19 protein-coding genes and 1 pseudogene are annotated in these 23,449 nt (G+C 62.8%); 3 read left to right on the top strand and 17 right to left on the bottom strand.

Translation table 11 applies throughout. The features are described from left to right. Positions 1-19 precede the first annotated feature (19 nt). A complete protein-coding gene (locus tag AC1DYO_RS16365; protein WP_477264889.1) occupies positions 20-1,702 on the bottom strand; it encodes a hypothetical protein in 1,683 nt (560 codons plus the stop codon). 78 nt (positions 1,703-1,780) lie between these two features. After that, positions 1,781-3,079 carry an adenylosuccinate synthase gene (locus AC1DYO_RS16360; protein WP_142869266.1) on the bottom strand — a complete coding sequence of 433 codons (1,299 nt, stop codon included), beginning with the start codon at positions 3,077-3,079 and terminating at the stop codon, positions 1,781-1,783. 209 nt (positions 3,080-3,288) lie between these two features. On the opposite strand from AC1DYO_RS16360, the gene AC1DYO_RS16355 reads away from it, so the two are divergent. Continuing rightward, entirely contained in the window at positions 3,289-4,191 is a 903-nt protein-coding gene (locus AC1DYO_RS16355) for a DMT family transporter (protein WP_477264886.1), read from the top strand. 47 nt (positions 4,192-4,238) lie between these two features. Here AC1DYO_RS16355 and serA read toward each other — a convergent pair whose 3' ends face one another. From serA to glmM, 5 genes are all read right to left on the bottom strand, one after another. Further along, on the bottom strand, positions 4,239-5,840 hold the full coding sequence (gene serA / locus AC1DYO_RS16350) for a phosphoglycerate dehydrogenase (RefSeq protein WP_112559818.1): 1,602 nt from the start codon (positions 5,838-5,840) through the stop codon (positions 4,239-4,241). Positions 5,841-5,899: 59 nt separating this feature from the next. Further along, positions 5,900-7,075 carry a phosphoserine transaminase gene (locus AC1DYO_RS16345; RefSeq protein ID WP_477264884.1) on the bottom strand — a complete coding sequence of 392 codons (1,176 nt, stop codon included), beginning with the start codon at positions 7,073-7,075 and terminating at the stop codon, positions 5,900-5,902. A 201-nt stretch (positions 7,076-7,276) separates the two neighbouring features. Further along, positions 7,277-8,050: an outer membrane protein gene (locus AC1DYO_RS16340; RefSeq protein WP_477264882.1), complete on the bottom strand. Its 774-nt coding sequence runs from the start codon at positions 8,048-8,050 to the stop codon at positions 7,277-7,279. A gap of 227 nt (positions 8,051-8,277) precedes the next feature. Further along, positions 8,278-9,093, bottom strand: a complete 816-nt coding sequence (locus tag AC1DYO_RS16335) for an outer membrane protein (protein ID WP_352590033.1) — start codon at positions 9,091-9,093, stop codon at positions 8,278-8,280. Positions 9,094-9,347: 254 nt separating this feature from the next. Continuing rightward, positions 9,348-10,700: a phosphoglucosamine mutase gene (gene glmM, locus AC1DYO_RS16330; protein ID WP_181057805.1), complete on the bottom strand. Its 1,353-nt coding sequence runs from the start codon at positions 10,698-10,700 to the stop codon at positions 9,348-9,350. A gap of 373 nt (positions 10,701-11,073) precedes the next feature. Between glmM and AC1DYO_RS16325 the strand changes: the two are divergent. After that, positions 11,074-11,367: pseudogene (locus AC1DYO_RS16325) on the top strand (hypothetical protein); the annotation flags it as partial. A 51-nt stretch (positions 11,368-11,418) separates the two neighbouring features. Continuing rightward, positions 11,419-12,078 (top strand): hypothetical protein, encoded by a 660-nt coding sequence (locus AC1DYO_RS16320; RefSeq protein WP_477265087.1) that lies wholly within the window; start codon positions 11,419-11,421, stop codon positions 12,076-12,078. 179 nt (positions 12,079-12,257) lie between these two features. Here the strand turns inward: AC1DYO_RS16320 and ppk2 are convergent, their stop codons facing one another. The 10 genes from ppk2 to ybgC all read right to left on the bottom strand — a co-directional run bounded on the left by ppk2 (position 12,258) and on the right by ybgC (position 23,444). Further along, the gene (ppk2, locus tag AC1DYO_RS16315; protein WP_477264879.1) at positions 12,258-13,193 is read right to left on the bottom strand and encodes a polyphosphate kinase 2; all 936 of its coding nucleotides are present in this window, start codon (positions 13,191-13,193) and stop codon (positions 12,258-12,260) included. 182 nt (positions 13,194-13,375) lie between these two features. Then, the gene (ftsH, locus tag AC1DYO_RS16310; protein WP_181057799.1) at positions 13,376-15,301 is read right to left on the bottom strand and encodes an ATP-dependent zinc metalloprotease FtsH; all 1,926 of its coding nucleotides are present in this window, start codon (positions 15,299-15,301) and stop codon (positions 13,376-13,378) included. Between the two features lie 122 nt (positions 15,302-15,423). Continuing rightward, complete coding sequence (gene tilS / locus AC1DYO_RS16305; RefSeq protein WP_477264877.1) at positions 15,424-16,797, bottom strand: tRNA lysidine(34) synthetase TilS; 1,374 nt, start codon at positions 16,795-16,797, stop codon at positions 15,424-15,426. A gap of 52 nt (positions 16,798-16,849) precedes the next feature. Further along, positions 16,850-17,932: a tol-pal system protein YbgF gene (gene ybgF, locus AC1DYO_RS16300; RefSeq protein WP_477264875.1), complete on the bottom strand. Its 1,083-nt coding sequence runs from the start codon at positions 17,930-17,932 to the stop codon at positions 16,850-16,852. A gap of 269 nt (positions 17,933-18,201) precedes the next feature. After that, positions 18,202-18,708: a peptidoglycan-associated lipoprotein Pal gene (gene pal, locus AC1DYO_RS16295; protein ID WP_181057788.1), complete on the bottom strand. Its 507-nt coding sequence runs from the start codon at positions 18,706-18,708 to the stop codon at positions 18,202-18,204. Between the two features lie 262 nt (positions 18,709-18,970). Continuing rightward, entirely contained in the window at positions 18,971-20,281 is a 1,311-nt protein-coding gene (tolB, locus tag AC1DYO_RS16290; protein WP_477264873.1) for a Tol-Pal system beta propeller repeat protein TolB, read from the bottom strand. Between the two features lie 40 nt (positions 20,282-20,321). Next, complete coding sequence (locus AC1DYO_RS16285) at positions 20,322-21,479, bottom strand: energy transducer TonB family protein (RefSeq protein WP_477264871.1); 1,158 nt, start codon at positions 21,477-21,479, stop codon at positions 20,322-20,324. 7 nt (positions 21,480-21,486) lie between these two features. Next, a complete protein-coding gene (tolR, locus tag AC1DYO_RS16280; RefSeq protein WP_181057782.1) occupies positions 21,487-21,939 on the bottom strand; it encodes a protein TolR in 453 nt (150 codons plus the stop codon). A gap of 11 nt (positions 21,940-21,950) precedes the next feature. Continuing rightward, positions 21,951-22,661, bottom strand: coding sequence for a protein TolQ (tolQ, locus tag AC1DYO_RS16275; RefSeq protein WP_142869706.1), 711 nt, complete (start codon positions 22,659-22,661; stop codon positions 21,951-21,953). Positions 22,662-22,973: 312 nt separating this feature from the next. Beyond that, complete coding sequence (gene ybgC / locus AC1DYO_RS16270) at positions 22,974-23,444, bottom strand: tol-pal system-associated acyl-CoA thioesterase (protein WP_477264869.1); 471 nt, start codon at positions 23,442-23,444, stop codon at positions 22,974-22,976. Positions 23,445-23,449 lie beyond the last annotated feature (5 nt).

Below are 23,449 nucleotides of genomic sequence, written 5' to 3'. Positions count from 1 at the left end.
GCCGCTGTAGCGGCCCGCCTCAGCCCGCAGTCTTCGCCTGCCAGGCCTTCAGCGCCTCGTCGAATACCTTCTCGCCAGGAATGCCCTTTTCCATGGTCAGCAGCGCCCGACGACCGGTCTTGTAGACAACCGGCACATCTATCCAGTCCTGTCCCCTCAGCAAGGTCAGATTGGCGTCCTCATCGGCCTTGGTGTCGTTGAGCGCGACCAGGAAGAAGCCGTCGGCGATCTTGGCCGGGATGCCGATCAGCGGGCTGCCGGCATCCTGTTCCGAGCTCTTCATGGCGACACGCAGGATGTTGTCGACCCCACCGCCGTCAAAGCCCTCGGGAGTCAGGAAGATCATCTCGATAATGTGACTGGCCGGCAGCGTCTGGTCGGTGTTGCGGCGGATGGTCATGCGCAGCTGGATGTCCTTGCCGGGAATGGTCGCCTCGGCGCGGATCGCCGGTTCCGGCGGCAGGTCGCCGCCGGGCGATTCCTGCACCAGCGACCAGACGATGCTGCCGGGTTCGGCCGAACCTTGCGCGGTCGAGGTGCGTTCCTCATAGAAGATCGCCTTCTGGCCGACTGCCACGGTCGGCTCGGGAGCTGCGGCCGTCGGTGCCGCGGGCGGCGTGCCGGTTGCGGGCGCCGGCGGAGTGGCCGCGGCATCAGCCGGTGCCGCCCCATTGGCCGGCGGAGCGGCGCCATCGGCGGGCGGCGTTGCCGGCGGCGTGGCGGAAGCGTCCGGCGCCGGCGTAGCGGGCGGTGCCGTGGCTGCGGTATCGCCGGGCGGCGGGGTCGCAGGCGCTGGTGCCGCAGCAGGGGGCGGAGCCGCAGCAGGGGCTGGAGCCGGTGGCGGTGGCGTAGTCAGCGCGGCGACGGATTCGCCCTCGCCAATGCCGCTTTGGCCGGCTGCCGGACCTGGGTCGGTCTCACTGCCTTCGGGCGTCAGCCGCTGCGTGAATTTCGTTCCCTCGCCGGCACCAGGTGCGGGTGTATCGGCCGCGGGCTTGGCCGGCGCCGGCTTGACCAGCGGCTCGGTCGAGACTGTCTTGGTGTCGCCAGGACCAAACATCGAGCCAAACGCATCCTTATTCAGCCAGATGCCGTAGCCGCCGCCGGCGACCACCAGCAGCGCGACGACAGCTGCGATCAGCCCGCCATAGCTGCGCTTGCGCTCGGCCGGGCGCAGGCGCTGGAATGTGTCAGCGGCCTGCTGCTCGTCATTGGCAAACACGTCGGCGCTATCGTCGTCGACGTCCATCTCCGCGGCTTGCGTGGTTTCTGCGCGCGCCGCAGGCGGCGGCGGTGTCGGCGCGGGCCGCTGCCAGCTCGGCTCCGTCCGGGCAACCGGCGCCGGCTGCACGGGTTTCGCCGGCTGCCATGCCGGCGCGGGTGCCGATGCAGGCGTGGTGGACGGCTTTACATGACTGGGCTGGTTCTTGTTACGGTCGATGGAGGAAAAAATGTGTTCCAATTCCGCCAGCGGATCGGAGGCGGGCATCGCTTTGGCATAGTCCCGCTCGACACTTGCGATAGCGTCTTCCAGGGATCGCTTCTGCGTGGTTATGGCTTCGGTGGCCAGCGGCGGCGAATACTCCGCAAGCTTCTTCGCCAGCATGGTACGAACGCTGTCATAGATGCGCGTACGCTTTTCGGGCGTCTCGTCGCCGTGCTTGTCGAGCGCCTTTTTCAGAATAGCAACGAAATCTGCCATGCTTCAGTCGACCTGTATTTTGTTCCCCCGGGCCGGCCCCCGCAAATCGGCCGCGATGCCCCGGAAAGGCTTCAGAAACTAGTCTTGAAACGGATCGGTCACAAGTATTGTGTCGTCCCGCTCCGGGCTGGTGGAAAGGAGCGCGACGGGTGCGCCGATGAGCTCCTCGATGTAACGAACATATTTGACGGCCTGCGCCGGAAGGTCGTTCCAGCTGCGCGCGCCGGCGGTGGTGCCTTTCCAACCTTCGAGCGTCTCGTAGACCGGTTCGACGCGCGCCTGCGCGCCCTGGCTGGCCGGCAGATAGTCGATCATTTCGCCGTCGAGTCGATAACCCGTGCAGACCTTGATCTCATCCAGCCCGTCGAGCACGTCGAGCTTGGTCAGCGCGATGCCCTTGATGCCGTTGACAGCAACGGCCTGGCGCACCAGCACGGCGTCGAACCAGCCGCAGCGCCGCTTGCGCCCGGTGACGACGCCGAATTCGTGGCCGCGCGTGCCAAGAAACTCGCCGATCTCGTTCTTCTGCTCGGTCGGGAACGGGCCTTCACCGACACGCGTCGTATAGGCCTTGGTGATGCCCAGGACATAGCCGATGGCGCCCGGGCCCACGCCCGAGCCGGCGGCGGCCTGGCCGGCGACGGTGTTGGACGAAGTAACGAACGGATAGGTGCCGTGGTCGATGTCGAGCAGCGTGCCTTGCGCGCCCTCGAACAGGATGCGCTCGCCGGCGCGGCGCTTGTCATCGAGGATTTTCCAGACGCGGTCCATATAGGGCAGGATCTCATCGGCAACCGAGGTCAGCTCGGTCATGATCGCCTCATGCGTGACTTCGCCATGGCCAAGCCCGCGACGCAGCGCATTGTGATGCGTCAGCAGCCTGTCGACCTTGAGGGGAAGCGTTTCCAAATCCGCCAGATCCATCACCCTGACCGCGCGCCGGCCCACCTTGTCCTCATAGGCAGGGCCGATGCCACGACGGGTCGTGCCAATTTTCGTCCCGGAATTGGAGGCGGCATCCTCGCGGAATCCGTCCAGCTCCCGGTGCAGCGACAGGATAAGCGCGGTGTTTTCGGCTATTTTCAGGCGGTCCGGCGTCACCTCGACGCCTTGCGCCTTGAGTTTTGCCACTTCGGCGACAAAGGCGTGCGGGTCGAAGACGACGCCATTGCCGATGATCGACAGCTTGCCTTGCCGCACCACGCCCGACGGCAGCAGCGACAGTTTGTAGACCTTGCCGTCGACGACCAGCGTATGGCCTGCATTGTGGCCGCCCTGAAAGCGCACGACCACGTCGGCGCGCTCCGACAACCAGTCGACGATCTTGCCCTTGCCTTCGTCGCCCCATTGCGAGCCGACGACCACCACATTGGCCATGTTTCATTTCCCTTGAGATGCCGCCATGGCGGCCTGGATATGGTTCGAAACGACAGGCCTCTATAGCGTCAAGACCTCGCAAGCGCGACCTTTCTTTGCCGCCGAAAATGCCCTGAGGCACAACAATTTTCGGCTTTGACATCATTTACTTGGGCCGGCGGGGCCAATAGGCCGGCAAACACCGCACCTCCGGCGGCCGGAATCTTCCAATGCATCGACGCGCCTATCTGTTCCTGCTGCTTACCACCTTGCTGTGGGGCGGCAATTCTGTCGCCGGCAAGCTGGCGGTCGACCATGTCTCGCCGATGACGCTGGTCTTCCTGCGCTGGGTGCTGGCGGTTGCGATCCTGCTGCCGATCGGCTGGCGCACGATCAAGGAGGACTGGCCGGTGGTGCGCAAACACTGGCTCGTCCTGGCTGCACTGGGGGCCAGCGGCTTCACCCTGTTCAACACCATTTTCTACACGGCGCTCAACTATACGACGGCGATCAATGTCTCGATCGAACAGGCGGCGATGCCGGTCCTGATCATCGTTGCCAATTTCATCTTCTTCCGCCTGCGCGTGAGTTGGACGCAGATTGCCGGCGTGGTGCTGACCATAGCGGGTGTGATCTTGACCGCCTGCCATGGCGACCCGCGCCGGCTGCTGACGCTGGAGCTTAATTTCGGCGACGCCATCATGCTCGTCGCCGTCATCCTCTACAGCGGTTATTCGGTCGGGCTGCGGCTGAAGCCGGTGATGCGCTGGCAGAGCCTGATGTTGGCTCTGGCGGTCGCGGCCCTCATCACCTCGCTGCCCTTCTTCCTGTGGGAGGTCGCGGCCGGAAAGGTTATCGCCCCCGATATCAGCGGCTGGCTGGTCATCGTCTACACCGCAATCGGCGCCTCGGTCATCTCGCAGATCCTCTACATCAAGGGCAACGAAATGATCGGCGCCAACCGCGCCGGCCTGTTCATCAACCTGGTGCCGATCTTCGGCACCCTGCTTTCAGTGCTGATTGTCGGCGAGACATTCCAGCTCTACCAGGCACTGGCACTCGTCCTGGTATTGGGCGGCATTTCGCTCGCCGAATATAGCGGGCGCAAAATAGCGGACTTGCAGCCGGCCTGAACGAAAAGGCGCGGACAAAGCCGCGCCCCTCAATCCCAAGGTCAGGATCACATCGCGTTGACGTCGAACTGCAGCCGTTTGGCCGAGTCGATCGACTTGTGCGCCTTGACCTGTTCCAGCACATTTTCCGGAAACGGCGCATCGAGATAGAGCAGCGCAATCGCATCGCCGCCTGGTCGGTTACGTCCCAGCTGGAAGTTGGCGATGTTGACGCCGTTCTCGCCGCACACCGTGCCGAGCAGGCCGATAATGCCGGGCGCATCGGCATTGGTTGTGTAGAGCATGTGCTGGCCGACCTCGGCGTCGAGATTGATGCCCTTGATCTGGATGAAGCGCGGCTTGCCGTCGGAGAAGCAGGTGCCGGCGATCGAGCGCGTCATGTGCTCGGTCTTCACCGTAAGCTTGATGTAGCCGTCGAACACGCCCGACTTGTCGCGCTTGACCTCGGCGACGATGATGCCGCGCTCCTTCACCATGATCGGCGCCGAGACCATGTTGACGTCGGAGACCTGCGGCCGGATCAGTCCGGCGAGCGTCGCACTGATCAGCGCCCGTGTGTTCATCGTCGCGGTCGAGCCGTCGAACAGGATCTCGACCTCCTTGATCGGATCCTCGGTGACCTGGCCGACGAAGGCGCCGAGCACTTCGGCCAGCTTGACGAAAGGCTTCAGCCGCGGCGCTTCCTCGGCGGTGATCGACGGCATGTTGATGGCGTTGGAAATGGCACCCTTGATCAGGTAGTCCGACATCTGCTCTGCGACATGCAGCGCGACATTCTCCTGCGCTTCGGTGGTCGAAGCGCCGAGATGAGGCGTTGCCACGACATTCTCCATACCGAACAATTCGTGGTTCTCCGCCGGTTCGACCTCGAACACGTCGATGCCGGCGCCTGCCACCTTGCCGCTCTTCAGCGCCGCGACCAGATCGGCCTCGACGATCAGCCCGCCGCGCGCGCAGTTGATGATGCGCACGCCAGTCTTCATCTTGGCGATCGCGGCGGCGTCGATAATGTTGCGCGTCTTGTCGGTCAGCGGCGTATGCAAGGTGATGAAGTCGGCGCGGGCAAACAGCTCGTCGAGCTCTACTTTTTCGACGCCGAGCTCCTCGGCGCGGCTGTCCGACAGGAACGGGTCGAAGGCAATGACATGCATCTTCAGCCCGACGCCGCGCGTGGCGACGATCGAGCCGATGTTACCGCAGCCGATGACGCCCAGCGTCTTGCCGGTGATCTCGATGCCCATGAAGCGGTTCTTTTCCCATTTGCCGGCATGGGTCGAGGCATTGGCCTCCGGAATCTGGCGGGCCAGCGCGAAGATCATCGCCACCGCATGCTCGGCGGTGGTGATCGAATTGCCGAAGGGCGTGTTCATCACGATGATGCCCTTGCGGCTCGCCGCCGGGATGTCGACATTGTCGACGCCGATGCCGGCACGGCCCACGACCTTCAGCCTGGTGGCGGCGTTGATCAGCTTTTCCGTGACCTTGGTGGCCGAGCGGATGGCAAGGCCATCATACTGGTCGATGACTTCGAGCAGCTTTTCCTTGTCCTTGCCGAGATCGGGCAGATAGTCGACCTCGATGCCGCGGTCCTTGAATATCTGCACGGCGGTGGTGGAGAGTTTATCCGAGACGAGTACGCGGGGCGCCATGGCGGCCTCCTTCAAATGGATTGTCGGGGAAATGGCGGCCCGCAGGCCGCCATGCAATCTCAGGCCGCTGCCTTCAACGACGCCTTCTGCGTGGCGAAGGCCCAGTCGAGCCAGGGCAGCAGCGCTGCGAGATCGGAGGTCTCGACGGTAGCGCCGCACCAGATGCGCAGGCCGGACGGTGCGTCGCGATAGGAGCCGATGTCGTAGGCGACGCCTTCCTTGTCGAGCACGGAGACGATCGCTTTCGCAAAAGCCGCCTGTCCGTCGGCATCGAGCGCCGCAACTTGCTGGTCGGTGAAGGACAGACACACGGATGTGTTGGACCGTGTCGCCGCATCGACCGCGAGATGGCCGAGCCAGGAGGATCTGTCGACAAAACCGTCGAGCACGGCGGCATTGGCATCCGCTCTGGCGATCAGTGCATCGAGCCCGCCGATCGACTTCGCCCACTGAAGCGCGTCGAGATAGTCCTCGACGCACAGCATCGACGGCGTGTTGATGGTCTCGCCCTTGAAGATGCCTTCGATCAGCTTGCCGCCCGAGGTCAGGCGGAAGATCTTCGGCAGCGGCCAGGCCGGCTTGTAAGTTTCAAGCCGCTCGACGGCGCGCGGGCTGAGGATCAGCATGCCGTGCGCGCCCTCGCCGCCCAGCACTTTCTGCCAGGAGAAGGTGACGACATCCAGCTTCTGGAAATCGAGCCTCTGCGCGAAGGCGGCGGACGTCGCATCGCAGATGGTGAGGCCCTTGCGATCGGCCGGAATGAAATCGCCATTCGGCACCCGCACGCCTGAGGTCGTGCCGTTCCAGGTGAAGACCACGTCGCGGTCGAAATCGATCTTCGCCAGATCAGGCAGCTCGCCATAACCCGCTTCGATCTTTCTGGTATCGGAGAGCTTCAGCTGCTTGACCACATCGGTCACCCAGCCGGAGCCAAAGCTTTCCCAGGCGACCATGTCGACGCCGCGCTCGCCGAGCAGAGACCACAGCGCCATCTCGACGGCACCCGTGTCCGACGCCGGCACGATGCCGATGCGGTAATCCGCAGGGACCTGGAGAATTTCCCGCGTCAGCTCGATCGCCTGTTCGAGCTTGGTCTTGCCGATCTTGGCGCGGTGGGAACGGCCGAGCGCAGCATTCTTCAGCGCCTCGACCGACCAGCCGGGGCGTTTTGCGCAGGGACCTGAGGAGAAATTGGGATTTGCCGGACGGAGTCCGGGTTTCGTCTGCGTCGTCATCGTGGTCTATCCTTCCAGATAGTGGCCCCTCGTTGGGGAGGGGTGGCCCACGGACGGCGATATGCGCTCAGGCCTCAGGCGTCAAGAGGAAAGTTTTTGTCGCGGGCGGGATACAAGCAATCCGCGATCAGGATGCCCTGAGCTCAAACGCAAACGGCGGATCGAAGAGATCCGCCGTCAGGCTTCGTGTCTGTAACCAGCCTACCAGAGGTCGTAGCGCAGCCCGAGCTTGACCTGATGATTGCTGATGCCCTTGCGGATAGGATAGGACGTCAGGCTCGCGGCGGTGACATATTCGGCATCCGGCGCTGAGAAGTACTGGTAGCCGAGGTCGACGGAAACATTCTTGGTCACCTGATAGGCAAGGCCCGCATCCAGCGTGTAGGCGAAGGAATACTGGGTCTTGTTGTCGCTGCGGACGAAATCATCCGTAGGGTCGACATTGTCGGTGAAGTAACTCGCCGACAGCTTGTATTTGCTCCGGACCAGCCCAATGCCGGCGCCCACATAGGGCGTGATCCCGACATAAGTGCCAAGATCGACATAGCCATTGACCATTCCTGACAGGGAATAATTCTCCAGGGATGCCGACGCTACCGTTGCCGTGGCCGGCGGTATCACGCTCGCGGTGTCGTCGTAGTGGATGCCAACCTTGTTGCCCGGCAGATAGCCGAGATTGATATCGGCGCGCAGATAGTCGTTGAAATGATAACCGAAGCCGATGCTGGCAAAGGCGGGATCCTGCTTTTCGCTGAAGCTCGCCGGCGCGAAGGTGAAATCCTGATCCTGGTAGCTCTTCTGCGCCAGATAAGAGACGTCGCCGCGCAGATACCAGCCAGAGCCGACCTCGACCGGTTGATAGTCCGGCGCCTGATCGACATAGACCGGCGGATCGTAGTCTGCGGCCTGTGCCGGCGTCAGCGGAGCAAGCACGAGTGCGGCGAGCGCAGGCGCTGTCAGCGATTTGAAATTCATGGGTCCCCGGCTCCTGAAATTGGTGCGCGTCATTTGATTGCAAGCGCCGTTTCAGGAGGCATTGTTAACCATAGTGGTTAAGTGCGGGTTAAGGATAACGCTGCGTTACCGAATTGATTTCGATGGGCTTTCTTCAGCGCACGCGGCCGGTGAAATCCACCGCAACCGGCAAACGAAAACCGCCCGGCATGACCGGGCGGTTCGCGAATTCCTGGATTTAGAAGCGACTACTTGGTGTAGATCGGCTCCGGCTCGGGAACGTAGGGTTCCGGCGATGTGCAACCATTATTGCCGCCGAACTGATAGCGCAGACCGCCGCGTACCTCATGTGTGTTGATGCCATGGTCGAAGCCGGGCCCGGAACTGCTCACGTCGAAGTCGAACATGCGGCCTCCCTCAATGTGAGAGTAGCGATAGCCGGCATCCAGGATCACCCTGTCGGTAAGGCAATAGGACGCGCCGGCCATGAGCGCGTAGGCAAAGCGCCAGTTCTTCGACCCGGGGTTGGTCTCGGTTGTGTTCGGGTCGTGGACGGTATCCCATTTGACGTGCGCGCCGCCGATGCCAGCGCCAACATAAGGCGTGATGCCGTGCCAGGTGCCGATATCGTAATAGGCGTTGGCCAAGAGCAGCAATGCGCTCATTTTCGACACTTCGACCGATGTCGTAACGCCATCGTTGGTTGATCCGTTGAAGTCCGAAGCGAACCAATAGTCGGCTGTCAGGTCGGTACGGAAATGATCGTTGATCTTGTAGCCAATGCCGGCGCCGAGTGAGAAGCCGCCCTTAAGCTCGCCGGAATCGAAAACATTGCTGCCGGGAGGCGGCCCGTAGGTGATATAGTCGATGCCGCGCAGATCCGACTTATGATAGTCGATGTCGCCGCGGATGTACCAGCCACCGAAATCGGCGGGCGGCTCATAGGCAACCGGCGGAGGCGCTTCCTCGACCACCGGCGGTTCCGCTAGATCGGCGGCGAAAACCGGCCCGGCCACGCCTGCGAACAGCGCGGCAAGGAGAGCCATTTTTGCTGTATTGAACATGCTTGTCACCCCTGAGAACCGTCGGGAAAGTCCAACCCGCCCGAATATGATTGACCTCAGTTGTGGATAATGAATTGCAAAAGTTAAAAGGCGTTTAACCCTGTTGGTTAACCACGAATTATCGACATTTTAGCAAACAGTATCTGTCTGCATGACGCTGGGACCACCCAGGCCGAAACAAAAAAGCCCGCCTGGAGGGCGGGCCTTGAGGTCTTTGAGCCGGCAGTTCGCGCCTGCCGTTGCAGGCAGCGCGATCAGGCAGCGCTGCGCGTTTCCGAAATGATGTCGACGATGTCGTTGACCACGGCTTCGACCAGGTGCGGGTCGTCGCCCTCGGCCATGACGCGGATCAGCGGCTCGGTGCCGGAGGGCCGGATGACCAGTCGCCCGGCCTTGCCGAGACGGTTGCGCGCATCTTCGATCGCGGCCTTGACCGGGGCTTCCTCGAGCGGCTTGCCGCCGGCGATGCGGACATTCTTCAACAGCTGCGGCACCGGCTCGAACTTCTTCGACAATTCGCTGACCGGGCGATTCTGCCGCTTGATGCAGGCCAGCACCTGCAGCGCCGAGACAAGCCCGTCGCCAGTGGTCGAGAAATCGGACAGAACGATGTGGCCCGATTGCTCGCCGCCGACATTCAACCCATGCGCACGCATATGCTCGACGACATAGCGGTCGCCGACCTTGGTGCGGTGCAACTGCAGCTTCATGTCGCCGAGGAAGCGTTCGAGGCCGAGATTGGACATCACCGTCGAGACGACGCCGCCGCCGGCCAGCCGCCCGCTCTGATGCCAGGACTCAGCAATCAGCGCCATGATCTGGTCGCCGTCGACGATCGTGCCGTTTTCATCGACGATGACGACACGGTCGGCATCGCCATCGAGCGCGATGCCGATGTCGGCGCGCACTTCATGCACCTTCTTCTGCAGGCCGGCCGGATGGGTCGAGCCGCATTCCTTGTTGATGTTGAAACCGTTCGGCTCGACATTGATGGCAATAACCTCGGCGCCCAGCTCCCAAAGGGCGGCCGGCGCCACCTTGTAGGCGGCGCCATTGGCGCAATCGACGACGATCCTGAGACCCGACAGCGACATCGAGCGCGGCAGCGTGCGCTTGGCGAATTCAATGTAGCGGTCATGCACGCCGTCGACACGCTTGGCGCGGCCAAGCCCATCGGAATCGGCGAGCGCCAGTTCGATGTCCTTGTCAAGCATGCTCTCGATGCGCTCCTCGATCTCGTCGGAGAGCTTGTAGCCATCAGGCCCAAACAGCTTGATGCCGTTATCGAAGTATGGATTGTGCGAGGCCGAGATCATGACGCCGATATCGGCGCGCAGCGAGCGCACCAGCATGGCGACCGCCGGCGTCGGAATTGGACCGAGCAGGAACACATCCATGCCGGCGGCACAAAGGCCGGCCACCATCGCATTCTCGATCATGTAGCCGGACAGCCGCGTGTCCTTGCCGAGCACGACGCGGTGGCGGTGGTTGCCGCGCTGGAAAGACAGGCCGGCAGCCATGCCGACCCGCATTGCGATCTCAGCCGTCATCGGAAATTTGTTGGCGCGCCCGCGAATGCCGTCGGTGCCGAAATAACGTCCTGCCATGTTAGCCAGAATCCCCGTCGGTTTTTCAGCCGGCTTCTAATGCCACAATTGGGCCGAGCCTTACGATCACATTGTGTGATTGTATATTACGAATTCTTAGAAAATCATTGTAGCAGGCTGTCAAACAGTGTTCGGCAACGTATCACGATGACACGGTCTTGCCGCAATATACCGCTCACACTGGCCGCGCGACGCAGGTTGGGCCGGTAAACTTTTGCTGTTGGAGGCGGCAGATCGCAGGGATTCCATCACCTTATCGGGAGAACGTGCTTTCCGGCGATACCGGCACCATTTAGCATCTGGCGCAGCCTAGCGTTGAGAGCTATTGATTCACACGGGTACAACCTATGGGCGCAGCAACGGGAGAAACGCCATGCTCATCCACCGACTTGCAACTTTGACGGGTCTTGCCGTCGCAACCTTGTTCATGGCGGCGCCGGCCAACGCGCTGACCATGGCCGAGTGCAGTACCAAGTATAATGCCGCCAAGGACGGCGGCACGCTGAACGGACAGACCTGGAACCAGTTCCGTAAAGCCGAATGCGGCACCGACGCGGCCGCCACCACCGAGACTGCCAAGCCGGCCAAGAAAGCCGACGCGGCCAAGACGGACACGACCAAGGCCGCCGCCGCTGCTGATGACGGTGCCAAGGGTCTGACGGCCAAGGAATGCAGCGCCAAGTATCAGGCTGCGAAGACCGCCGGCACGCTCAACGGCGTGAAGTGGAACGACTTCCGCAAGACCGAATGCGCCGCCGGCGCCTCGGCCGCGGCAGAACCCGCCAAGGCCACGACCAAGGCAGCAGCCGCAACCGACGATGGCGCCAAGGGCCTGACGGCCAAGGAATGCAGCGCCAAATACCAGGCGGCAAAGGCCGCCGGCACGCTCAACGGCGTGAAGTGGAACGACTTCCGCAAGACCGAATGCACCGCCGGCGCATCCGCGGCGGTAGTACCGGCCAAGGCAACGACGACCAAGGCAGCTGCCGACAGCAGCGGCAAGGGCCTGAGCATGGCCGATTGCAGCGCCAAGTATCAGGCGGCCAAGTCTGCCAACACGCTGGGCGGCAAGAAGTGGAACGACTTCCGCAAGGCCGAATGCGGCGTCGGCGCCGATGACGACGACACCGTGCCGGCTCCGAGCGAGGCGACCTATACCAGCGAGCCCGAGAAGCCCTCGGTCACCGCTCCCAAAGGTGTGAAGTTCCCGACCGCGATCTCGAAGAAATACGCCAGCGAGACGCCGGCCAAGGGCCGCATGCACACCTGCCTCGAGCTCTACTACGCCAACAAGGATGCCAACACGCTGAATGGCCTGCGCTGGATCCAGAAGGGCGGCGGCTTCTACAGCCTCTGCAACGCCAAGCTGAAGAGCTGATTTCGCACGCTTCGCTGCTGATCAAGAACCCCGCGGGCCTGTTCAGGTCCGCGGGGTTTTTATTTGCGCTAGAGCATGATCCCGAAAAGTGGGAACCGGTTTTCGGAAAAGATCATGCTCAAACAAAGATGATAGAGCCCCATCCCGATCCCATCGGGATGGAACAGGCTCTAGAACAATCAGTAGACGGTTGGCACCCAGTGCTGGCTGGTCTTGGGCGGCCGGACATAACCGTCGTCCTTCTGACGCGGGCTGAGCTTTATCTTCGCCGGACGGATTTCCTTGTACGGAATCCGCGTCAGCAGATGGCTGATGCAATTGAGCCGCGCCTTCTTCTTGTTGTCGGCATCGACAATGTTCCAGGGCGACTGATCGGTGTCGGTGAATTTCTGCATCATGTCCTTGGCCCGCGAATACTCGACCCAGTGTTCGCGCGACTTCAGGTCCATGGGCGACAGCTTCCAGCGCTTGATCGGATTGTCGATACGCTCCTTGAACCGGCGTTCCTGTTCGTCGTCGCCAACCGAGAACCAGTATTTGACCAGGATGATACCGGACTTGATCAGCATCTCCTCGAACAGCGGGCAAGAGCGCAGGAATTCGCTGTACTCCGCGTCGGTGCAGAAGCCCATGACGCGCTCGACACCGGCACGGTTGTACCAGGAGCGGTCGAACAGCACGATCTCGCCCCTGCCGGGCAGGTGAGACACGTAGCGCTGGAAATACCACTGACTGCGTTCGCGTTCGGTCGGCGTGCCCAGTGCCACGACCCGGCAGACGCGCGGATTGAGGCTTTCAGTGATGCGCTTGATGACACCGCCCTTGCCGGCCGCGTCGCGGCCTTCGAAGATCACGACGACCTTCAGCCCTTCCTTCTGCACCCAATCCTGCAGCTTGATCAGTTCGAACTGCAGCCGGACCAGTTCGTCGACATAACGGTAGGGTTTCTTGGCCTTGGCCTGCTTGGCCTTCTTCCTCTTCTTTTTCTTGCCCCGCCCGCCGGCATCGCCGTTCGGCATTTTCCAGGCTGCTTCCTTTGCCTCGCCCTCGACCGCGTCGAGATGGATATCGCCTCCGACCGACGCATTTCTGGCCTGCTTGTCCCTCTTGCCCATGATCACACCTCCCACGCAGCCGCGCCGGTTGATCCGACGGCAGCCGGCTAATCGATTCAATACCGACTGCGAGGGGAGTCAAGCCAATGGCTGCAACGTCTGCCCGAACGAAATGTCTTGCCCAAAAAAGAAAACGCCGCGGTTGAGCCGCGGCGTTTTTTAGAACCCGTCCTGGTCGGATCCTAGCTTGATGGCTGAGGCTCCATGCCGCCCTCGGGCTCCGGGCCCTTCTTGCGGCGACCGGACTTCGGCACGGCTGAGCCACGGCTCGTGGGGGTATCATCCCCCAGATCTCGCGCGGGCTTCTGCCCGGCGATCAGCTGCTTGATCTCCTCGCCTGAAAGCGTCTCGTATTCGAGCAGGCCCTGCGCCAGCGTGATCCATTCCTTCTTCTTTTTGGTCAGGATGGACTTGGCCGAGACATAGGCCTCGTCGATCAGCCGGCGCACTTCGGCGTCGATGATCTGCGCGGTCTCTTCCGAGATATTCTGCGTGCGCGCCACCGAATGGCCGAGGAAGACCTCTTCCTGGTTGTCGCCATAGGCGACATGGCCGAGCTTGTCCGAGAAGCCCCAGCGCGTGACCATGGCGCGCGCCAGCTTGGTCGCCTGCTCGATGTCGGAGGAAGCGCCCGAAGTGATGTTCTCCTTGCCGAACTTGAACTCCTCGGCGACGCGGCCACCCATCATGATGGCAAGCCGCGAGACCATGTATTTGTAGCTCATCGAATAGCGGTCGCCTTCCGGCAGCTGCATGACCATGCCGAGCGCACGGCCACGCGGGATGATGGTTGCCTTGTGCAGCGGATCGGCGGACGGCACGTTGAGCGCCAGTATGGCGTGGCCGGCCTCGTGGTAAGCGGTGAGCTCCTTCTCGGCCTGCGTCATGGCCGACGAGCGGCGCTCGGCACCCATCATGATCTTGTCCTTGGCATCCTCGAATTCGGCCATGGTGACGAGGCGCTTGTTACGGCGCGCCGCCATCAGTGCGGATTCGTTGACCAGGTTCATCAGGTCGGCGCCGGAGAAGCCCGGCGTGCCGCGCGCGACCACCTTGAGGTCGACATTGGGCGCCAGCGGCACGTTGCGCACATGCACCTTGAGGATCTTCTCGCGGCCGACGATGTCGGGGTTCGGCACCACCACCTGACGGTCGAAGCGGCCCGGACGCAACAGTGCCGGATCGAGCACGTCGGGACGGTTGGTGGCGGCGATCAGGATTATGCTCTCGTTGGATTCGAAGCCGTCCATCTCGACCAGCAGCTGGTTCAGCGTCTGCTCGCGCTCGTCATTGCCGCCACCGAGACCGGCGCCGCGATGGCGGCCGACGGCATCGATTTCGTCGATGAAGATGATGCAGGGCGCGTTCTTCTTGGCCTGATCGAACATGTCGCGGACACGGCTTGCGCCGACGCCGACGAACATTTCGACGAAGTCAGAACCCGAAATGGTGAAGAAGGGCACATTGGCTTCGCCGGCGACCGAGCGGGCGAGCAGCGTCTTGCCGGTGCCGGGAGGGCCGACGAGCAGCACGCCGCGCGGGATCTTGCCACCGAGACGCTGGAACTTCTGCGGATCGCGCAGGAACTCGACGATCTCTTCCAGATCTTCCTTGGCCTCGTCGACGCCGGCGACGTCCTGGAAGGTGACACGGCCATGCGCCTCGGTCAGAAGCTTGGCCTTCGACTTGCCGAAGCCCATGGCGCGCCCGGAGCCGGACTGCATCTGGCGCATGAAGAATATCCACACGCCGAGGATCAGGATCATCGGCAGGTAGGAGATGAGATAGCTGAACAGCGAGGTGGAACCGTCCGATTCAGGACGCGCATTGATGACGACGTTCTTGTCCTGAAGCCGCGAGACCAGCTGCGGATCGCCGGGCGAATAGGTCTGAAAGCCATTGGCGTTGTCGGTGTAGGTGCCCATGATGCGGTCGCCGGCAATGGTCACCGTCTTGACCCGGCCGGCCGCGACCTCTTGCAGGAACTGCGAGTAGGGAACGTCGGTCGAGGCTCCGCGCGTCTGCGGCGTCTGGAACAGATTGAAGAGAGCGATGAGGAGGACCGCTATGATCGCCCAGAGCGCGAGGTTGCGATAATTCGGATTCATCAATTGTCCCGTTGGTACCCCGTGGGGCACGCGTCATGAGAGGAAACTTGCGCCTAACATAGGGAGAGCGCCTCCCCTTGCCAAGCATAACAGCACGTCTGGGTTAAGCTTTCGCGCCACCATCAACCGGCACTGTGGCGGCTGGAAGGCAAGGCCGGAACGGGCGGTGCGCCGGTCAGTTCAGCGACGGCACCGGCCAGCACCAGATCGAAGCTGGGCAGGAAGCGTGCAAAAGGTGCGACGGCGGGGCTGACAGCGATTGCCGCTGCCGTCGTTGTATCCCCTGCAAAACCAAGGCATTCGCTACCGCGCCACAGCGCCGGTTCCGCAGCCAGGGCGGCGCGCACAAGGCTTGCTGGCGCGCCAATCCCGGCCATCCGTTTGGCGGCGGCAGCGGCGCCAAGCGGCGCGATCAACAATGCACCAGAACTGTCGCCCAATGTGATCGCCTCTGCTTCGGTAACCCGCCTGCGGCCGTCCCAGAGCCCGGCAGCCAACGGTGCGGCAGGCGGCAGGTCGCGTGACTCACGGTGCAGGAAGATGCCCGTGCGCCTGATATCGACGACCGTCCGCGACAATGTGGCGCAAAGCGGTCCGGCCCGCATTTGCTCGAACAGCGCTTCACTACGCGTCTGGTCCGGCAACAAGGCGACGCCGCCCGTCGCCGCCAGCAGAACACGCAACGCATAGACTGGGGCCCGCGTGTCGTCAGCTTTGACAAACCCGGGATCGAGACGGATGAGACCCGGTGCCGGTCGGCTGGCAAATTCACCGATCAGCGCGGCGGCGCGGCGGCCAAGTTGCTCGCGCTCGGCGGCGGCCCGCCTGGCCAGGCCGATCGCCTCGGCAAAACGCTGCTCGCCCCGGTCTTCGCCGAGCACAGCACGAATCCGCGGCCGTTCGAAATACGCATCCGTGTTGGTCGGGTCCTCCGCCCAGCCGACGTTTTCGCGCCGCAGGAAGGCGCGCAATGCCGCGCGCCGTACGCCGAGCAACGGCCGCGCGATCCAGATCCGCCAGTCATAGAGCGTGGCCGGCGCCATGCCGGCGAGGCCTCGGCCTGCAAGCTCTCGCCCATCGCCCCGCGCCTGCCGCATCAGCACGGTCTCGGCCTGGTCGTCGGCAGTGTGGCCGGTCACGATCAAACCGATGCCGTGCGCCTGCGCGGCCTCGGCCAGCAGCCGGTAGCGCGCCTCGCGCGCTGCGGCGGGCAGGCCGGTCAACGGCTTGGCGCCGGACCAGCTAATTATGCGGTGCGCGATGCCGCGCTCGGCGCAGAGCTTTGCCACGGCGCGCGCTTCCGCCGCCGCTTCCGGACGCAGGCCGTGGTCGATCGTCACCGCCAGCAGCCGGGCTGTCGGGGCGCTGCGGTCGAGGTGAGCTTTGAGGAGAAGAAGGAGGGCGGTCGAGTCGCTGCCGCCGGACACGGCCGCAACAGCGCCGTTGGTAAAGTCGATCGTTGAAAAGTCCGAAAGGTCAGGCTCGGTATCGAGCATCAATGCATGTCGCCCAAAAGTGGTCCCCGGACACCGACATGCAAGGGGAAGACTAGCACGCCGCCAGCGCCCTTTCCTGCTTGACGCGCTCCTTGAGCGCCGCCGAAATATCGGGATAGCGCTTGCCGATCTCGCCGAAGGTGGCGCAGGCGACATCCTTCTGCTTGAGACCGACCAGCGAAACGCCGAGCTTCAAGAGCATGTCGGGCGCCTTCTTGGCCTTCGGATAGTCCTTGCTGGCGGAGAGGAAAACCTCGGCCGCGTCGTGGTACTTCTGCTGGCCAAGCAGCGACTCACCCAGCCAGTAATGCGCATCCGCCGCCTTGGCGTCCTTGGGGAAGCGGGCAATGTGGTCGCGAAAACCCTGCTCGGCGGTGCTGTAATCGCCCGACAAGATGAACTGGTAGGAGTTGCGGTAGATCTCTTCCGGATTGTTGGTGGCAGGCAACGCCGCCACCACCGTGCCGTCGGACTTGCCGGTCTTGGGACCGGTCGCCGGCGCCTCGGCGGCAGGAGCCGCAGCTTCCGCCGGCGCGGTCGCCTGCGTGTTGCCGCCGGCATCGATCACATTGCCGTTCTTGTCGACGGTGATGGTGCCGAAGGTCTTCGGCGGGGTGCCGGTGATCACCTTGCCGGGATCGCCGGTTTGCGATTCGACGATGACTTCGCCGACGCTCTGGCCGCTATCCGATTGTGTACCCGAATCGGCCGGCGCCTGCGTTGCCGGGGCCTCGGCGACGCTGTTGTCGGTATCGCCATCCTGCGGCGCGGCCTCGGATTTCTTCTGCGCCGGCGGCTGCCCGCTGGAGCCGCCTTCCAACTGCTGGAAGCGGAACTCGTTGTCTTCCTGCTGCTTGCGCATCTGCTCCTGCATCTGCAGGACCTGGAAATTGAGTTCCTCGATTTTGCCGTTCATCTGCCGCAGCTGTTCTTCGAGGCTGGCGGCGGTGGTGCCGTCCTGCTGCTGCGCGATCTGTTGCTGCTCCGGCTTCTCCTTCTTGCCGAAGATGCCGAGCGTCGGAAGGTGGAAGGAAAAGCCGCTATCCGCGGGTTGTCCGGTGTCGCTCGCAGTAGCCGCGAAGCCTGATACGAGCAGCAGCGCAAGCGTGCCGCTCAAGACCGATCTGAAATGCATGTGCCTCTCGCCGTGTAATTCGTGAGCCTGTACGCGCCTTCCAATCACAGTGGTACCAGCCAGGCGCCCTCGGCTCTTAGCAGGAGGCGAGACTTCGGCCAAATTTTGTTTCTCAATTTTGTTTCCGAGACTGGAACTGAAAAAGGCGGCCATTGGCCGCCTTTCGCATGGAGGTGTTGCAAATATGCGACACGAGCAATTCCAGGAAAAGTGTGAAACGGTTTTCCGTCCGGAATTGCGTCAGGATCGGCGCGCCGCCGTCTTGCCTATCAGGAGCCGGCGCCGGAGAGCGTGGTGACGGCGCGACGATTCTGCGACCAGCAGGAGATGTCGTCACAGACGGCAACCGGACGTTCCTTGCCGTAGGAAATCGTCTTCAGGCGGCTTGCCGAAACGCCCTTGGCGACGAGGAAATCACGCGTGGCGGCGGCGCGGCGGGCGCCGAGCGCCAGATTGTATTCACGCGTGCCGCGCTCGTCGGCATGGCCTTCGACGACGATCGCATACTGCTTGTACTGGTTGAGCCACTGCGCCTGGCGCGACAGCGTCGTCTGCGCATCGGCGCGGATCGAGGTCGAGTCGGTATCGAAGAAGATGCGGTCGCCGATGTTGACGGTGAAGTCCTGCGCCGAGCCGGGCGTTGCGGCACCCGCGCCATTGAGGCCGAGATCGGCAGCGTTGTTCGGGGTTTTCTTCGAAGCGCAACCGGTGATGGCGAGCATCGCGATCAGGGCGATCATCGCCGGATTTCTGGTAAGTGCTGCGATACGGCCCATGCCGCCTCTCCTTCGTATTTCGAGTGATTTCGTTGATCACCCAGTAACCACGTTTGGGTTAACCGGCATTCAAGAAACACGGTTAAAATTTGGTTTCGGTGCCCGTCCGCAGCCGAAGTAACCTGATGCCACAATGGTCGCGGACCGTAGGCGGAAATGCGGCCAAAAGGCGACTTTGGCGTGAAAAAAGCCCCAAAACGGGGCTTTTAGGGCACTGTTGCCAAGTTGCAACGAGGCAGGCCACGTCGAAAGCAAACTTGGTTTATTCCAGCAACGGCGACCACGCCGGGTCGGAGGCAAAGTTTGCGGTCGGGATCGGCTGCTCGTTGCGGCCGGTGAGGTCGACGGAAACCAGTTTTGGGCCACCGGCGGAGTCGCGGAAGAACATCAGCACACGGCCGTTGGGCGCCCAGGTCGGCCCTTCCTGCTGGAAGCCGGAGGACAGGATGCGTTCCCCCGAACCGTCGGTCTTCATGACGCCGATCTGGAATTCGCCGCCTGTCTGCTTGGTGAAGGCGACGAGGTCGCCGCGCGGCGACCACACCGGCGTCGAATAGACGCCGTCGCCGAAGGAGATGCGGGTCTGGCCCGAACCGTCGGCGCCCATCACATAAATCTGCGCGCGGCCGCCGCGGTCGGAGGTGAACACCACCTTGCTGCCGTCGGGCGAATAAGACGGCGAGGTGTCGATGGCGGTCGAGTTGGTCAGCCGCGTCGTGGAGCGGCTGCGCAGATCCATGGCGAAGATGTTGGAATTGCCGTCGTCGCGCAGCAGGCTCATGATCACCTTCTGGCCGTCCGGCGAGAAGCGCGGCGCAAAGGTCATGCCGGGGAAATTGCCGACAAGCTCGCGCTGCCCGGTCTCGATCTGCAGCAAATAGACCCGCGGCTGGCCGCTTTCGTACGACATGTAAGTGATTTCCTGCCGGTTCGGCGAGAAACGCGGTGTCAGCACGATCGATTTGCCGTCCGAGAGATAGCGGACATTGGCGCCGTCCTGGTCCATGATGGCGAGCCGCTTCTTGCGCGCATTCTTGGCCCCGGATTCGTCGATGAAGACGACGCGGGTGTCGAAATAGCCTTTCTCGCCGGTGATCCGCTCATAGATGGCATCGGCGATAATGTGGGCGACGCGGCGCTGATTGGCATCATTGGCGAAGAACTGTTCGCCAGCCATCTGCTCGCCGGCAAAAGTGTCCCACAGCCGGTACTGCGCGCGGATGCGCCCGTCTGCTTCCTTGCTGACGCTGCCGGTGACCAGCGCCTGCGCGTTGATCACCTTCCAGTCGTCAAAGCGCGGCTGCGCATCCGGATTGGCGATCTTCTCGATGAAGGCGTTCTTGTCTATCGGTGCAAACAGGCCGGAACGCTTCAGGTCGGCAGTGACGATCTGGGAAATCTGGGCCCCGAGCGCGTCGCCGCCCTGGAAATCCGTAATGGCGATCGGTAGCGGCTCAATATTGCCTTGGTTGACGTTGAGCTCAACGCGGGCCCAGGCCGGCAAGGCGGCTCCCGCAGTCATGCCCAGCGCCATGGCTGCAATCGTCAGGAGCGGCTTGAGGAAAGATCGCATATCTTCTCGCTTCTCTTCTTCAATTGTTCGGTCGCTCGGCCTAGAGGCCAAGCATCTGTCGTGGGTCGAAAGTGACGTGGATGTCGTTCCAGATGTCCTGCTTGCCGGCGGGAACCTGCAGGCCAGCCATGTCGCATTTCTGCACGGCGCGTACGGCACTTTCGTCGAACTGGCGATTGCCACTCGACTTCTCCACGGACGGACGGCCGTCCAGCTTGCCGGAGGCATCCAGATTGAACTGGACGACTGCCACAAAATTCTCCGCACCTTCGAGACCCGCCGGAATGGACCAGCAACCCTTGAGCTGATCTTCCAGGGCGCCCTGCTCCGATTGCGAAAGTTTCTGGCCCTGGTCCTTGGTCCCGCCGAGCGACGACTGCTGCGACGAGCGCTTGGCGCCACCACCGGACGGCTTCTGCTTGTCGAGGAGAGCTGAAATCTCATCGGCGTTGAACTGCTTGTCATCCGATTTTGGCTTGGAGGACGCCTCCTTGACCGGCTTGTCGGCGTCCTTGCGGTCCGGTGCCTTGGCGCTTTCGGCCTGCGCCGGCTGCGGCTTCGGCCGCGCTTCGGGCGCGGGAGCTGAATTCGGAAGCTGCGCCTCTTCCGCAGGCTGTTGTTCCGATATGGCCTCGGCGACCGCGTCGGGCTTGACCTCGGGCTTCGGCTCGATGGCGGCGGTCGTGTCCGGCTGTGGCGCTGGCGCCGGCTCTTTCGCCGGGGTCGGCTTGGGTTCGGTCTGCTTGACCGGCTCGGGCTTGACCTCTTCCTTCGGCTGAGGCACCGGCGCCACTTCCGTTGCCGGGGTCGGCTTCGGCTCTTCCTTCGGCTTCGGCGCGTCCTCGGTCTTCGGCTTCTCGGTCGGTGTCGGCGCCGGCGGTGGGGCCGATGTCAGGTCCACCGGCTTCGGTTTGGCCTCGTCCGTCACCGGCTTGTCGGTATCGACACTGTTCTCGCCGATCTTCTGCGCATCGGGCACGATATCGGGACGCTTGGTCGGGGTGGGCGCCGGCTTTTCGCGCATCACTGCTTTCTTGTCGCCCTGCAGCGTCTGCGCGACGGCCTCCATCGGCACGATTGCGACCGAGACCGATTCAGCATCGGACGCGGGCATGGCAGGCGGCGACGACAGCGTGAACAGCCCGAAGGCTAACGCTACCGTGTGCAAGATCACCGATGTGGTGAGGCCGGTCCGCATCTTGGTGCTACTGTTCCTGTTCCTGCAGTGAAACCAGGCCGATATTCTTGTAACCAGCGGCCGAAATGCGGGCCATCACCTTCATGGCGGTGCCATAGTCGGTCGACTTGTCGCCGCGGATGAAGATGCGTTCCTCATAGCCGGTCTTGGAAATCGCCTGCAGCTTGGCCACCAGTTCCTCGATCGGGATTTCGGTTTCCTGCAGGTAGATCTGGCCGGCGGCATTGATCGAGACGGTGATCGGCTGCGTGTCGGCATTCATCGCCTTGGCCTGCGTATCCGGCAGGTCGATCGGCACGCCGACCGTCAGCAAGGGTGCGGCGACCATGAAGATGATCAACAGCACCAGCATCACATCGACCATCGGCGTGACGTTGATTTCCGATATCAGCGCGTGATGGCGGCCGCGCCGCCTGTGGCCGCGCCCGCCACGTCCCGAGATGCCTACGGACATACCCATCTTGCTGCTCCTCAGGCCTTCGGCGCTACTTTTTCATCGATTTGGCGCGAGAGTATGGCGGAGAACTCGTCCGAGAACCCTTCCATCCGCACCGCGATCTTGTTCGCGTCCGATGACAGTTTGTTGTAGGCGATAACGGCCGGAATGGCGGCGAGCAGGCCGATGGCCGTTGCCAGCAGCGCCTCGGCGATGCCGGGGGCAACCACCGAAAGGCTGGTGTTCTTGGAGGCGGCAATGGCCTGGAAGGAGGTCATGATGCCGATGACGGTGCCGAACAGGCCGATAAAGGGTGCCGCCGAACCGGTGGTGGCGAGGAAGCCGAGCCGTCCCTCCAGCCGCTCCATCTCGCGCGTCAGCGCCAGGTCCATGGCCTTGTCGATACGGGTCTGCAGGCCGAGCGGCGATTTGGCCCCCTTCTCGAAGCTCTTCTTCCATTCGCGCATGGCGGCGACGAAGATCGCGCCCATGCCCGTGGTCTTGCGGTCGGCAAGCGTCCGGTAGAGCTCCTCCAGCGACTGTCCCGACCAGAACACCTGTTCGAAGCGATTGAGCGACAGCCGCATGCGGGCATAGCTGACCAGCTTGTCGACGATGATTGCCCAGGTCCAGATCGAAGCGCAGAGCAGCCCGATCATGACCAGCTTGACCACCCAGCCGGCCTGCATGAACAGCGCCCAAATCGACAAATGCGCTGCCGGGTCGGCGAGTGCGATATTTTCCATGCTTCAAGTCCTTAAGATTTTCCGGGCATCGCTGGCGGCTGGCCCATGGGCATCCCTTGTGGTCCGTTCGCGCTAGGCTTGCAGATTACCCCAAAATGCACCGTTAGCGGCCTTTTCAGGGCAAATATTGGTGAAAGGAAGGCGCGCGGATTCTTCCAATCTTCACCAATCTCTTCATGAACCGTTATGGTTAAGGATGGGTTAGGAAATAAGGCGCGGCGCATTGCCGCGCCTCGGGCACGCCGGCAGGCTGTCCATTGCAATCGAACACGCTGCCGATCAGCAGCTCGTTGCAGGCCGCGGGCCCGGATATCAGCTTGCCCTTGGTATGAAAGCAGCGATCCATTCTTTCGGAAAACGTTTCGGCCTGCCATTCTCGCCGATGATCGCCGCCTCGACCTTTGCCTCGACCAGCACCTCTGCCCCACGCTTCAATTGCTGCGCCATGACGATGCGGGCGCCGGAAATGTCTTCGGTGCGAGTGTCGATGGTCAGGATATCGTCCATGCGGGCGGGCGAACGAAAGTCGATCTCCATGCGCCGCACCACCCAGACGATGCGTTCGCCATGCTTGCCTTCGTGAAGTTCGGTGTGGTGGACGCCGGCGAGCCTGAGATAGTCCGAGCGGCCGCGCTCGAAGAATTCGAGATAGCGCGCGTGGTAGACGACGCCGGAGAAGTCGGTGTCGGCATAATAGACCCGCGCCATCAGCCGATGGCCGAATTCGGTCAGCGCGCCGGAAAGCCCGGCAGTGAGTGCCGTCGATTCACGATGATCGTCCATCGCGC

This window comes from Mesorhizobium sp. P2_F5, assembly GCF_056403715.1.
Note: the sequence above shows the minus strand (reverse complement) of the source record. Positions and strands in the feature narration are given on the sequence as shown.

Excerpts from the sequence above, each read along its gene's own strand:
- AC1DYO_RS16365 (WP_477264889.1), bottom strand. The coding sequence starts at position 1,702 with ATGGCAGATTTCGTTGCTATTCTGAAAAAGGCGCTCGACAAGCACGGC.
- AC1DYO_RS16360 (WP_142869266.1), bottom strand. The coding sequence starts at position 3,079 with ATGGCCAATGTGGTGGTCGTCGGCTCGCAATGGGGCGACGAAGGCAAG.
- AC1DYO_RS16355 (WP_477264886.1), top strand. The coding sequence starts at position 3,289 with ATGCATCGACGCGCCTATCTGTTCCTGCTGCTTACCACCTTGCTGTGG.
- serA (WP_112559818.1), bottom strand. The coding sequence starts at position 5,840 with ATGGCGCCCCGCGTACTCGTCTCGGATAAACTCTCCACCACCGCCGTG.
- AC1DYO_RS16345 (WP_477264884.1), bottom strand. The coding sequence starts at position 7,075 with ATGACGACGCAGACGAAACCCGGACTCCGTCCGGCAAATCCCAATTTC.
- AC1DYO_RS16340 (WP_477264882.1), bottom strand. The coding sequence starts at position 8,050 with ATGAATTTCAAATCGCTGACAGCGCCTGCGCTCGCCGCACTCGTGCTT.
- AC1DYO_RS16335 (WP_352590033.1), bottom strand. The coding sequence starts at position 9,093 with ATGTTCAATACAGCAAAAATGGCTCTCCTTGCCGCGCTGTTCGCAGGC.
- glmM (WP_181057805.1), bottom strand. The coding sequence starts at position 10,700 with ATGGCAGGACGTTATTTCGGCACCGACGGCATTCGCGGGCGCGCCAAC.
- ppk2 (WP_477264879.1), bottom strand. The coding sequence starts at position 13,193 with ATGGGCAAGAGGGACAAGCAGGCCAGAAATGCGTCGGTCGGAGGCGAT.
- ftsH (WP_181057799.1), bottom strand. The coding sequence starts at position 15,301 with ATGAATCCGAATTATCGCAACCTCGCGCTCTGGGCGATCATAGCGGTC.
- tilS (WP_477264877.1), bottom strand. The coding sequence starts at position 16,797 with ATGCTCGATACCGAGCCTGACCTTTCGGACTTTTCAACGATCGACTTT.
- ybgF (WP_477264875.1), bottom strand. The coding sequence starts at position 17,932 with ATGCATTTCAGATCGGTCTTGAGCGGCACGCTTGCGCTGCTGCTCGTA.
- pal (WP_181057788.1), bottom strand. The coding sequence starts at position 18,708 with ATGGGCCGTATCGCAGCACTTACCAGAAATCCGGCGATGATCGCCCTG.
- tolB (WP_477264873.1), bottom strand. The coding sequence starts at position 20,281 with ATGCGATCTTTCCTCAAGCCGCTCCTGACGATTGCAGCCATGGCGCTG.
- AC1DYO_RS16285 (WP_477264871.1), bottom strand. The coding sequence starts at position 21,479 with ATGCGGACCGGCCTCACCACATCGGTGATCTTGCACACGGTAGCGTTA.
- tolR (WP_181057782.1), bottom strand. The coding sequence starts at position 21,939 with ATGGGTATGTCCGTAGGCATCTCGGGACGTGGCGGGCGCGGCCACAGG.
- tolQ (WP_142869706.1), bottom strand. The coding sequence starts at position 22,661 with ATGGAAAATATCGCACTCGCCGACCCGGCAGCGCATTTGTCGATTTGG.
- ybgC (WP_477264869.1), bottom strand. The coding sequence starts at position 23,444 with ATGGACGATCATCGTGAATCGACGGCACTCACTGCCGGGCTTTCCGGC.